A 12,740-nucleotide genomic window follows, 5' to 3' on the forward strand; every position below is an offset into this window, starting at 1 on the left:
TCAATGAATTCTGATTTTTGATATTCACCTAATAAAAGATGAGATATCGAATTGACTGTGCTGCAACAAGTAAACTTGTTGCTGTTGGTCACTCACTTTCCATTTAAGGAAAAAACATTGAGACTCTAAATTTGTTTGCGTCCCTACCGAAGTAGTTCTGCTGTTAGAACTCAACCTGTACGAGTGCCCACACAGATGATTGCTTCATATTTTTAAAGAACGTTTCGAAATGCTTTCGCGTTTCGAGGGATGTGCATTCTAAGCATTCCCTATTTTTTGTCAACACTTAATTTTTAAGTTTCTTGAGAAGCTTTAAAGTTAAGTTTTACTCGACCCTGACTCAGTTCGATTTGCTTAAGTTGCTTGGCGCTCCGTGTCAGTGGGGTCGCATTATAGGGCGGCGAATAAAAAGCGCAAGCCCTTTTTAAAGGATTTTTGAAGAAAAGTGATAAAAACAGACTGTTCGGACAAAATATATACTAAAACGCCAATAATCTTAAACTTCCCTCTTACTTTACTAATCTCAGCACAAAAAATGCCGCTATATAATAGCGGCATTTATTTATCGGAATGAATTTACACTTTGTATTTTGCAACAGCGTCTCGTAAGACTTTAGCCTGCTCCGCAACTTCCTCACTGCTTTGCGCGTTTGAATTAGCATGTTGAGATGCCACTTGTGCGATATCTCTAATACGAACCACATTTTGATTTACTTCACTTGCTACCTGATTCTGTTCATCTATTGCTGTAGCAATATGCGTACTCATATCCATTATAGTTTGTACGTCTTCTGTTATCATGCTCAGTAACTCTCCAGCTTTCTCCGCCTGCGCAACACTTTCAGCTCCCTGATCACGACACTGCTGCATAATATTGACAACTTCTCTGGTTCTTTGTTGTAAAGTCGAAATAATACTTTCAATCTCTTGTGTTGAGTCCTGAGTGCGCTGTGCAAGTGATCGAACTTCATCAGCTACCACAGCAAAACCACGACCTTGTTCCCCAGCTCGGGCTGCTTCTATTGCAGCATTCAAAGCAAGCAAATTAGTTTGCTCCGCTATGCCTCTAATTACATCAAGAACTGAACCGATGGTTTCACCGTCTTTTTCTAACTGTGATACAACATCAGATGCCCCGCTTAATGATTCTGATAGTGCTATTATATGCTTGATCGTAGCATCAACCTCATTACGACCCTGCTGTGCATTGCCATTGGTTGACTCTGCTTTTTGAGACGCTGCTTCTGTATTGTGCGAGATGTCTTGTATCGTCGCTTGCATTTCGGTGGCCGCAGTAGCAACCATATCAGCCTCATGAAGCTGCTCGTTCATACCTGCGCTTGTCTGGGCTGTAGACTCTGTTAAATGGGAAGTGGCATCATTAATAGTACTTAAAGCACTATTTACCTCCGAAATTAATATTCTAAAGTCATTTATAAGGCTATTAAAATCTCTTGTCATAATAGTAATTTCGTCATTACCACTTTGCTCTATCGTCAGCCCTAAGTTATTTTCTCTACGTATTCTCTCAATTGTAAGGTAAACACGCTCTACAGGTCTGATAATTGAGTTACTGGTAGATAAAACGAGTACCATAACGAACACTGCAGCTACACCAAAGATAATGAAGGCAATGTATTGAACGCTGCTCGAGCTTTCTTCAATTGCACGTTTTGTAAGCTCAACGACGTCGAGTACTAACTTTTCACTCGCCTCAACACTTTTCTTCATTTTGCCTAGTGCACCATCATCAAGATGTAAACCAAGTTTAACTTGAGCATCAACGAGTGCTTTAAACTTCCCCTGATATTCAGACAATAATCGCAGTAAGTCCGATTCATAATTAGCTGGAAAGCCAGCCGCTTTAATTTGCTTTGAAAATGTACTCACTAAATCAGTAAACTTAGATAGGTATTTCAAGTCAAGACGAAGCATAAAGTCTTTCTCAGCCCGACGAAGCTGCAGCATAGTGGCCAGCAGCTCATAATTTTCCCGCTCTTTGAGTAACGTTTCAACTTCATGTACTGCGCTTCTTAACTCACCATACAATGCATCTTTTGGATGTATACCAATTGCTTTTTGTAATTCAACAACATTTTGAAAATCAGCATTGTACTGTTCAGCTAGACGTTTGAACTCAATAAGTTTCTTTTTATCAATATCAAAATCATCAAAGATTTGCTCCAGCTGCCCAACAGTTGCTTGCAATGCATCGTACTCATGCTCAAATTGCTCTATAGCAGTTTCTTCTTTGTAGAATAAGAAGTTCTTTTCATGTTTTCGCATTGTCAGCTCATGGGCATCTAACTCTTTCGAATACTGAATGCCATTATTGAGCTGAAGCATAGTTCTCGCTTCATAAATAATTACAACTAACATTACAATTAATGCAACCCCAACAACCAATGCGTTGAGTTGTAGTCGCCGTTTGATAGTGAGATTTTCTAACAAAGCCATACCTTTACCTAGTTATTGCTAATCTAGGGCAAAGTATAGCTGAGATGTTTCTTTGTCGCTTCTGTTAAAATTGCACTAAATGGAATTTACCGAAAAAACGAACAATCTTATCATGGTTACGCTGCATTGAATGAAGTGTGGCCTACTGACCACCATAACTGATTATGTAAAGATTCAATATCATGCCACTGGCGATTTATAAGCCAATGAACCAAAGGGGCCGGATCAGCTGGGAAATGCACAACACCAGCCATTGGCAACTCCAGAAATTCCTCTAGTGCGTTAGAGCTCAAATAATGCATCACTTTTGCTCTGCCCATATTCTCTAATGTTATTGCATTTGTAAGTTGTTCGAATTGACCACTGAGCGGCTTTAGTAAGAGTTTCTTACCGAATTTCATTGCTTCGCTGGATAGTTCAAAACCAGCATTGGCGACTATTCCACTGGTATTTGCTAGGTCTTTTATAAAACTAGTTCGACTAGGCGCTCGTAAATGTACATTTGACAACGACTGGTCCTGAGCATCTGGGTGGTAACAATAGAATTCCTTATCAGGGAAGTCTCTGAGCAAATCAATAACCTTTGACAGCTCCTCAAAAGGAAGGTAAACGAGTATTTTATTCGCAATGGACTGACATTGAGTATCAGGGGCTTCGTATGGAATAAAAGGTGGGATGATATTTTTAGCAAAAGGCTGCCAATGAACCCCCAAATGGATATCCGCAGGCGCAAATTGCTTCAGTAAACGACGAGTAAAAAATCCCCCTCCTTCTAACGGAACTTCCGGGAATAAAAACGACGCTTGGTGGCTCATTGCGATAACAGGTACCTTTGCGAGTTTAGCCGCCCACGCTGTGATGGGCTCAAAATCATTAAACACAAGATCATATTTAGATAGATTTAGCTGTCTGATATCTTTGAATAGATTACTCAATTTGAGTTGTTTGAGTGTTTCCCACTTATCAATCTGTCCACTTTGAGAAGCAAAACTCAATCCATTCCTGCTTTGATAATTACCAAACACACCCATATCAAAATACTTGTCTCGTGCTCGCCCTGAGAAAAAATAATCTACCTCAACGCCAAGCTCCGCAAAACATGTTGCCATGATACGTGCCCGTGTTGTATGACCATTTCCAGTTCCCTGCACACCATACAATATTTTCATAGCGTTCCTACTATACCAATCGCCAAACTTGCACATCCCACTCCCATCAATGCACCAACAATTACATCTAATGGGTAATGCACACCTACAACAACACGAGATAACGACACGCCAATTGCCCACATAACTAGCGGAATCGATAGAATCGGCAAATGCTCAGATAGACACGTAGCGAATAACCATGCACCCGCGCTGTGCCCTGATGGCAAACTAAATTTATCGCTGGGAGTTAGTAATGCTTTTTGTGCAAAACAATCACATGGACGTACTCTGGCAATACGGTTTTTTACGTAAAAGTAAATTGGCCGCTCCATTGCGAACGCTAGCACCGTCGTTAAAGCAAATAACTGTCCTAATTGCTCTAGAAAGACTGCACATAACAACGCCAAGAGGACATATAATCCGCCATTGCCGCTTTTTGATAATCCTAGTGCTATGATCCTCCACCAATGCGTTGGACTTGGGGTAAAAACTGCAAAATATAACGCCGTATCAAGCTGAGCCAGCTTACTCTTCATAACATTTTACTCACATGCTGCGTATTAACTCAGAATAGAAGAGCTAAATAACAAAACCGTGACAATTTTAAGACACTAATATGTAAGTTACTGTTTACCATTGCTAAGGCGTCATATGCGAGTATACTGGCCTGACTTAATGTTATTTTCAGAGGATAATAGTTATGGATTACAGCACTTCCGACTTATGTGATCACTTTGCCGATGTGGTTGATGTGCTCGAACCTATGTTCATCAACTTTGGGGGACAACCAGCTTTTAGTGGCCGCATTAAAACCGTTAAGTGTTTTGAAAATAACGAGCTTATCCAGAGCATGTTGGAGCAAGATGGAACCGACTGCGTCTTATTAATTGACGGTGGTGGCTCCACACGACGCGCACTGATAGACATTGATCTCGCTGAGCTCGCTGTCGACAATAATTGGCAAGGCATTGTTGTGTATGGCGCTGTGCGTCATGTTGATGAACTGGAAGAATGTGATATAGGCATTCAGGCCATTGCTTCGATTCCTGTTGCAGCTGACAGCGAAGGCTCGGGTGAGCAAGGTATTCCAGTCAACTTTGCTGGCGTATCATTCTTTGAGGATGATTTCTTATATGCTGATAGCACTGGCATTATCATATCTGCTGAAGAATTATTATTAGAACCTGAAGAACAAGAATAACCTCGTATGGCTAGTTGGTTACATGTTTACAGTGAGGCTGATATCACCAGCCTCACTAGCACCCGCGCAAATGAACAACGTTTTTGGCAAGCACTAACTTTTTTGGATCCAAATTCACAATTAGAATCCGCGCTCAAAGATGCAGCTGCGTTTGGTATTAAGTATGTTTTATTGGGTATAAACGAAGACTTTGGTCCTAGAGCAAACTGTGGAAAGGGTGGCGCAACCCTTGGATGGCAAGCATTCTTACAACGTTTTTTAAACCTCCCATGTAATGACTTTCTGACACCAAATAATGTGCTCCTACTAGGTGAAATAGATTGTGATGATCTCCAACAACTTAGCGACCAACTGGACAACTCAAATCCCGAGCAATTAAGTGCTTTAAGAAACTTGTGTGAACAATTAGACTCCCGAGTGTCACAAGTTTTAGCCATGATATTTTCAGCAGGGCTTGAGCCTATTATTATTGGTGGAGGCCACAATAACTGCTATGGCATATTAAAAGCACTTTCTCAAACCACTGGTGTACCATGTAACGCGATTAACTTTGACCCTCATGCTGATTTTCGAGCGCTTGAAGGTAGACATAGCGGTAATGGATTCCACTATGCGTACAAACAATCATTCTTAGGTGATTATCATGTTGTAGGCCTACACGAGCAGAAAAATAATCAAGCTATCGTAACCGCACTTAGGAAGGCAAATTTCAGCTTTATCAGCTATCAGGAAATTCTGGTAAGTCGCAAGTACTCGCTCACCAAAGCCTGTGAGATAGGTTTAAAACGGTTCGCAAATAAAGTACCGTTAGGAATTGAAGTCGACGTTGATAGTATCAGCTATATGCCAGTTAGCGCTTTCACAAACTGCGGATTTAGCGTCAGCGATGCCGAACATTTTGTTTATCTGGGGGCGCAACAGGCCAGCTCACGTTACTTACACTTATGTGAAGCAGCTCCAAGCAATCACCCTCATGGGTTAAGCCAAGGAATGCTGGAAGCGGGTCAGGTTTTAAGTGGCCTCGTATGTAGTTATTTAAAAGGTAAGGCAGCTTAGTTAACGATTACGTTGCAAATGCCACTGGTGCAACCAACTCATCAAATTCTTAGTGTTCATAGGTGAAGCTAAGTGATGTCCTTGTATTGCATCGCAATTCAACTTTTTGGCAAGTACTAACTGTTGTTCGCTTTCCACTCCTTTGCAAATCACTTTAACACCGCGTAGCTGCTGCATAGCTATCATGTCAATAAGAACTTTGTCGCACCCTTGTGGCTGTGGAAGCTGAGTTAAAATCGGCGATAATTTAATATAATCAATTTGCAAGTTCGCCAGCCTATTAAAGGTGATAGGATACTCTCCGAATTTATCAATACCTACATCAACCCCAAGCTGACGTAATTCCTCAATACGACTTTGGCTTTTCTTATCCATATGTTCAAGTAAAGCTGATGGGTATTCTAAATAAATTTCACCTGCCTGAAGGTAATGCTCTAATAATACATGTTCCATAAAATCTAAGAAGCCATCACGAAACATTTCAGGTCCAAATACATTAACCGTCAAAGGCACCTGAATATCTTCCATTTTTAATGCCATCGCTATTTCAGCGGCCCGCTCTATAACAAAGTGGGCGACAGACATTGCTAACCCAGCCAAGCGGACATCATCAATAAACTGGTCCGCATTTAAGAGCCCATGCTTAGGATGTGGCCAACGTAGCAGCAACTCCAAATAGGCAATTTCTCCACTAGGATGGTTGAATGCAGGTTGAAAATATACCTCAAATGCCTCATTTATTGCGATATCAGCAAGCTCTCTGAGTCTCATTTGCTGATCAATTTGAGAAATTTGCATACTTTGTTGATAGGCACAAATGGAGCTTCCAGGCATTTTGTCTAATGCTAAATAAGCACACGCTATGAGACTATCAAATTGGCCTAATTCCTCATCACAATGCACATAGCTAGCCCTTGCTGAGATCTCTAGTGTACAGCTACCAACAAAAAAGGGCTGTAAAGTACATTGCAATATATCATCGATAAGCTGTTCATGAAGGTGCTCATAACGAGCGAGACGGCACACAAACGCAAAGTGAAGCCCTCCTAAATGAGCCAACCTGGATACTGAATTTCCATTTGGAATAGGAAAGATATCATTACTGTGCAACTGTTGCTTGATGCGATTAGCGGACTCTGACAATAAATTATCACCAAATTCACGTCCTAACTGTCGATTAATCTGCTCTACCCCTTCAAGGAATATCACTACCAATATTGCAGGCCCTGGATCCAACTTGCGCTGAGTTTCATATGATTGACGTAAGCTAGCCCTATCAGGCAAGCCAAGATCACTCCCAAGGTTGCCTTTTTCTTGTTCACTATCGTTAAGCTGCGTAATGTTACTATCATCACTTAACGTATACATAAGGCCAAAATAAATAGGAAATAAAGCTATTGCTGTTAGCGTTATGGGCCACTGAGCAAGCAAGTAACCACACAGTAATACCGCATATATGCATGTACATATTGCAATAAGTCGTGCAGGCCAAGGAGATGAGAAAGACAAAGAATAAATAAAATAAACAGCAAATACGATAGCGAGTAAATATATTGCCAGTGGGATATTCAATGACAGAAGCAACAAAGTGATGCTACAAAGGGCTGCATGCAACCCTTTCAATAGCGCTTCTTTTGCTACTATAGTAAGCATAATGCCCGCAGTGCCGATCCCTCCTAGCAACATAGCCTCAAGTAGCGAAACCAAGCCAAGGTTCACATTACTAAAAGTTGGGGCCAACCAAGTCGAAATTAGTACAAACACCCACTTACCATAATAATAATCTATGAGTAATTAGTAAGTTTACCCGAGATCCACAAATTTGACAGGTCGCTGACACCAAATTGATAACTAAGCTGAGCAGGATGATCCACTTGCCACGCCGCGATGTCTGCACGCTTACCTACTTTTAGCACACCACGATCGTTCAACCCCAGTGCTTTTGCAGCATTAACCGTTACTCCTTGCAACGTTTCTAGCGGTGTCATTTTAAATAGTGTACAAGCCATATTAAGCATCAGTCTAAGTGAACATAAAGGTGCTGTACCTGGATTAAAGTCACTTGCTATTGCCATTGGTACTTGATGCTTTCGCAGTAATTCTATTGGCGGCAGTTGCGTTTCGCGTAGAAAATAAAATGCCCCTGGTAATACGACCGCCGTCGTACCGGCTTTTGCCATTGCAATAATTCCAGGCTCATCTAAGTACTCTATGTGATCAGCTGATAATCCAGAAAACTCAGCTACCAGCTCACTACCATGTTGATTTGATAATTGCTCTGCATGACATTTTATCTTCAGACCTAACTCTTTTGCCTTAGTAAACACTCTTTTAGTTTGCTCATAGCTAAATCCTACATTTTCACAAAATACATCAACGGCAACGGCGAGTTGTTGTTTTGCAACCTGTGGCATCATTTCTTCACAAACGAGAGTTATATAATCATCTGCTCGGCCTTTATACTCAGGTGGTAATGCGTGCGCTCCTAAAAATGTACTCTGCACATCAACTGGATGGTGCTCATTGAGCAATTGATTGACTTTTAACAGTTTAATTTCGTTATCACAATCAAGCCCATATCCAGATTTACTCTCAACCGTAGTCACTCCTTCACGCAATAAGCTATTTAGTCGTTCTTTGCCTAGAACAAAGAGCGTTTCAACATCAGCTTCACGGGTCGCTCGAACCGTACTTGCAATCCCTCCTCCTTGTTGAGCTATTTGTTGATAAGAGACACCATTCAAGCGTTGTTCGAACTCGGCAGCACGATTTCCTGAGAACAGAATATGTGTATGGCAGTCAATCAAACCAGGAGTTAAAAGCTGTCCCTTTGCATCATGAAGTGGAGTTGCCAAAGCATCAAACTTAGGCATATCTTGCATGGTACCAAGCCAGACAATATTTCCATCCTTAATCATCACAGCCCCTTGCTTTATCAAACCATAAGGTGCAGGTATATCGGCATCCATTGTTGCCAAAGTGGCGTTGGTGATCACTAAATCTACATCAAGCATAATAGTCTCTGAAAAAATCAAGTTGCTAGCAGTGTAGCAAGCTTACTTGTATATACAATATAAGTGTGCCATCTTTATTTTATAATTATGAAGCATAAGTACCTATGGTATTGGACGCACAACCTAAATTTGCCCAAATAAAACAGTATATAATTGATGAGATCCGCGCAGGTGCTTGGCAAGAAAACCAGCGAGTTCCCTCGGAAAATGAACTTGCTGAACAATTTAAAGTCAGCCGCATGACCGCTCGCAGAGCGCTGAGTGAATTAACCGATACTGGTATTCTAACCCGCAGCCAGGGCCTTGGAACGTTTGTTGCGAGTTTTAAATCGCAATCGTCATTACTCGAGATAAAGAACATCGCGGATGAAGTACAACTAAGAAATGGCCATTATTCATGTACAGTTTTATCGTTGGAATCCATTGCCGCAGTTGCCCCTATCGCAATAGCACTGGGTGTAGAGATCGACAGCCAAGTGTATCGCAGTGTGTTGATCCATAATGAAAACGAAACACCGCTGCAAGTTGAAGAGCGTTTTGTAAACCCAACCTTAGCCAGTGACTATTTGCAACAAGACTTTAGCGATTTTACACCCCACGAATATTTATCTCGAGTCGCCCCTTTAACCGAAGTTCGACATACCGTAGAAGCAATTATGCCCAGCAACGAAGTTTGTGAATGGTTAGGCTTGTTTAATGAGGAGCCTTGTTTGCAAGTAATTCGTCGAACTTGGAGTTCTGCTGGAATAGTAAGTTTCGCTCGCCTCATTTCACCGGGTAGCAAATACCGCCTAGGTGGTCACTTAACCTTTAAGAAAAAATAGAGATAACGAGGAAGGTAAAAACCTCCTCGTATAGTTCATTAATATCAAGGTTGTTTATATTTCATGTTGGTAATGAAAACCTAGCTGACAAATTGCCGCCCCATTTATCACCCGCTCTACTTTCTCATCACTTGCAAAGGTCGGAGTAGCAGTACCTAACTGATGACATTTTTGCTGATAATACGCTTGGCGGCTCGGGTGAGATGGGTGGCAAATATTATAGATATTCTTCGCTTCACTCCAACTGTTAAGTACGGTGAATATAGCATTGATAACATCTTGCTGATGGACCATATTGACGCTACCTTGGGACGAGCTTCGCAACTGCTTGCCTGAAACAAATCGTCCAGGTTCCCTGCCCTCTCCAACTAAACCTGCAAGTCTGAGCACCTTTCCACTTTGGTTCAAAACCTGCTGCTCAGCGTTGACCAGTATACGCTGTCTTGATGAGGCAATGCTTGTCTCGTTCTGTTCACTGTAACACCCGCTGTCATCACTATAAACGCCCGTACTTGAACATAACAAAAAACCTTTACAGTCAAGTTGTTTACTTAACAGCAAAGACTTTTCAAGCGTTTCTAAATAAGTACTTTCTTCACTGCGAGCTCTTGGTGGGATCGCGCATACCCACCATGCATCACGAAGTGTAATACTATGCTGTATAACCCCTGCGTTTAGATGCAACTTTCGCTCAAATCCACTTTCCTGAACAGGTTGCGTCCGCGTACCTTCCACCTGCCATCCTCGAGCTATCGCTTGCAAGCATAACGGCTTACCTAACCAACCAGCCCCAAGTACTACTAGTTTGTTCATAGAAATGCTTTAACCTTAATTAGTTTTTTGTAGTAGGTAACACAACTTCAGCACTTAAACCGCCTTCAGCTCTGTTTCTTAAGCGAACTTTACCGCCATGAGTGGTTACGATACGCTTAATTATTGCTAGACCCAGACCGCTTCCCTCACTGCCTCGCGCTTGATCCCCTTGCTTAAAAGGTTCAAATACACTTTCAAGCTCTGACTCAGGGATACCCGGACCTCTGTCTTTAACTTTGATTGTCACTTCCTTATCCTTAGTACTGTAGTGCGTACTAACTTCTATTGCGGCATCAGAATAACGAATAGCATTTTCTATCATATTGGTCACCACGCGCTTGAGAGCTACCGTATTCATAAGCACAGGAGGTACACTGTCAGCTTGAGTAAACCTTATTGTGCGTTTGTGTTTTTTCTCAGCCTGAACAACATCTTCAATCAGCGCATTAATATCTTCAGCGGTCATTTGCCCACTATGATGATGACGTAGATACTCAATGAACTGGTCAATGATGGCGTTCATATCTTCTATGTCTGCGATGATCCCTTCTTTTAAATAATCTTCTTCATCGGCCATCATCTCAGTAGCTAAGCGAATACGGGTAAGCGGCGTACGCAGATCATGAGAGACACCAGCCATTAGGAGTCTGCGATCGTTCTCTAATTCTGCAATTCCCTTAGACATTTGATTAAATGCCCTTGTAACTTCAATAACTTCTGTGGAACCGTCTTCAACTAAACGGGTTGAGAAATCCCCTACACCTACACGGCCTGCTGCCGTTTGTAAGGCTTTGAGCGGCCTATTCAAGTGACGCGCAAACCACCAGCCACCGAGCACACTTAGAAAACCAATACTGGAGAGGTAAAACACCAAAAACTCCAATTTGGTTTCACTTAGACCCGTTAACGGTACTCTAACCCAGTAGCCAGGTGCTTGTGGTGCTTCAACCCAATATACAATTGGATCACCTTGACTGATCCTCACTCTCGCCGAACCATTCAACTGCTCCGACATACTCTTGGAAAGCAAGCTATACTCTTTCGCTCGATCCAAACCATTTATATAGGCTTGGCGCTGAGTCATCACCTCTATACCAGTGATTTCAAAGAATTTATTTGAAAGGTCATCGTTAACTTCAACCCCATCCTCCCAATCAATAAACACTGTTTTAACTTGCTTGGCGAGCATTAAATTAACTTGCTCAAAAGTGGGCTTAAAAACATACAGAGTGACTGTAATATAAGACACTATCTGGTTTAAGAGCAGTAGTGCCCCGACAAAAAACACCGTTTGCCCAAAGGCACTTCTAGGAAATAGACTCATAGCCAATAACTATTTTTGACCATCTGGAACGAATACATAACCCAGACCCCATACTGTTTGTATGTAGCGTGGATTGGCTGCATCTTCTTCAATCATGCGACGAAGCCTAGACACTTGCACATCAATACTACGTTCAAGCGCACTGTAGTCTCTTCCTCGTGCCAGATTCATTAACTTGTCTCGACTTAAAGGCTCTCTAGGGTGGCTAACCAAGGCTTTTAAAACTGCAAATTCACCGCTGGTCAAGGACAGTACTTCATCTGCCTTATGCATCTCGCGCGTGGCTAAGTTTAATTTAAATATGCCAAACGCAACTTCATTCTCTTCAGCAGAAGGGGCACCGGGCACTTCTTTGGCTCGGCGACGCAATATAGCTTTGATCCGAGCTAATAGCTCTCTAGGATTGAATGGCTTAGGGATATAATCATCTGCACCTAATTCTAACCCGATGATACGATCTACTTCGTCTCCTTTAGCGGTCAGCATCACAATAGGAATGTCATTCTCTTTTTGTCTTAAACGACGACAAATCGACAACCCATCTTCTCCGGGTAACATTAGATCAAGAACCATCAAATGAAAATTTTCACGCTCCAACAACCTATCCATCTGCTCGCTATTTGCTGCAGTACGCACGATAAACCCTTGTTCTACAAGGTAACGTTCTAAAAGACTGCGTAAACGCATATCGTCATCAACAACCAGCACCTTGGTAGTTTCATTTCCCATACTATGTTCTTCTTGTTATTAAACACCTTGGCTTAATATAATTGAAAAATGCCTAACTAGACACCATACCTTATAAGAACTTTTGTTACCGAACGTTACAAGTTGAATAATGGCTGTCATTAACTAAGCGCCTTAAGTACAATTTGGCCTGTATTTTACGTTCACCAACCT

The 12,740-nt window shown here is 41.7% G+C and carries 11 protein-coding genes; 3 read left to right on the top strand and 8 right to left on the bottom strand.

Annotated features, from left to right (window positions below; genetic code table 11):
• Positions 1–576: 576 nt before the first annotated feature.
• The 3 genes from BIW53_RS05960 to BIW53_RS05970 form a co-directional block, all read right to left on the bottom strand.
• Complete coding sequence (locus tag BIW53_RS05960) at positions 577–2,457, bottom strand: methyl-accepting chemotaxis protein (protein ID WP_070990964.1); 1,881 nt, start codon at positions 2,455–2,457, stop codon at positions 577–579.
• A 116-nt stretch (positions 2,458–2,573) separates the two neighbouring features.
• Positions 2,574–3,626: an MJ1255/VC2487 family glycosyltransferase gene (locus tag BIW53_RS05965; protein ID WP_070990965.1), complete on the bottom strand. Its 1,053-nt coding sequence runs from the start codon at positions 3,624–3,626 to the stop codon at positions 2,574–2,576.
• A complete protein-coding gene (locus BIW53_RS05970) occupies positions 3,623–4,144 on the bottom strand; it encodes a phosphatase PAP2 family protein (RefSeq protein WP_070990966.1) in 522 nt (173 codons plus the stop codon). Before BIW53_RS05970 ends, BIW53_RS05965 begins: the two co-directional genes overlap by 4 nt.
• Positions 4,145–4,308: 164 nt before the next feature.
• Here BIW53_RS05970 and rraA point away from each other — a divergent pair, with 164 nt between their 5' ends.
• A complete protein-coding gene (gene rraA, locus BIW53_RS05975; RefSeq protein WP_070990967.1) occupies positions 4,309–4,809 on the top strand; it encodes a ribonuclease E activity regulator RraA in 501 nt (166 codons plus the stop codon).
• Between the two features lie 6 nt (positions 4,810–4,815).
• Positions 4,816–5,865, top strand: coding sequence for a formimidoylglutamase (locus BIW53_RS05980; RefSeq protein ID WP_070990968.1), 1,050 nt, complete (start codon positions 4,816–4,818; stop codon positions 5,863–5,865).
• On the opposite strand, the gene BIW53_RS05985 is transcribed toward BIW53_RS05980, so the two are convergent.
• Positions 5,866–7,629, bottom strand: coding sequence for a GGDEF domain-containing phosphodiesterase (locus BIW53_RS05985; protein ID WP_084228087.1), 1,764 nt, complete (start codon positions 7,627–7,629; stop codon positions 5,866–5,868).
• Positions 7,630–7,649: 20 nt separating this feature from the next.
• Positions 7,650–8,879 (bottom strand): imidazolonepropionase, encoded by a 1,230-nt coding sequence (gene hutI / locus BIW53_RS05990; protein WP_070990969.1) that lies wholly within the window; start codon positions 8,877–8,879, stop codon positions 7,650–7,652.
• Between the two features lie 104 nt (positions 8,880–8,983).
• On the opposite strand from hutI, the gene hutC reads away from it, so the two are divergent.
• Positions 8,984–9,703, top strand: coding sequence for a histidine utilization transcriptional repressor HutC (gene hutC, locus BIW53_RS05995; protein WP_070990970.1), 720 nt, complete (start codon positions 8,984–8,986; stop codon positions 9,701–9,703).
• A 54-nt stretch (positions 9,704–9,757) separates the two neighbouring features.
• On the opposite strand, the gene BIW53_RS06000 is transcribed toward hutC, so the two are convergent.
• Genes BIW53_RS06000 through ompR form a run of 3 tightly spaced genes read right to left on the bottom strand, consistent with a single transcriptional unit; the run spans position 9,758 to position 12,569 of the window.
• Positions 9,758–10,516 (bottom strand): Rossmann-fold NAD(P)-binding domain-containing protein, encoded by a 759-nt coding sequence (locus tag BIW53_RS06000; protein WP_070990971.1) that lies wholly within the window; start codon positions 10,514–10,516, stop codon positions 9,758–9,760.
• Between the two features lie 19 nt (positions 10,517–10,535).
• On the bottom strand, positions 10,536–11,840 hold the full coding sequence (gene envZ / locus BIW53_RS06005; RefSeq protein ID WP_070990972.1) for a two-component system sensor histidine kinase EnvZ: 1,305 nt from the start codon (positions 11,838–11,840) through the stop codon (positions 10,536–10,538).
• A gap of 9 nt (positions 11,841–11,849) precedes the next feature.
• Complete coding sequence (ompR, locus tag BIW53_RS06010; protein ID WP_070986160.1) at positions 11,850–12,569, bottom strand: osmolarity response regulator transcription factor OmpR; 720 nt, start codon at positions 12,567–12,569, stop codon at positions 11,850–11,852.
• Positions 12,570–12,740: the final 171 nt, after the last annotated feature.

The sequence above is a fragment of the Pseudoalteromonas byunsanensis genome, from assembly GCF_001854475.1.
Lineage (GTDB): Bacteria > Pseudomonadota > Gammaproteobacteria > Enterobacterales > Alteromonadaceae > Pseudoalteromonas > Pseudoalteromonas byunsanensis.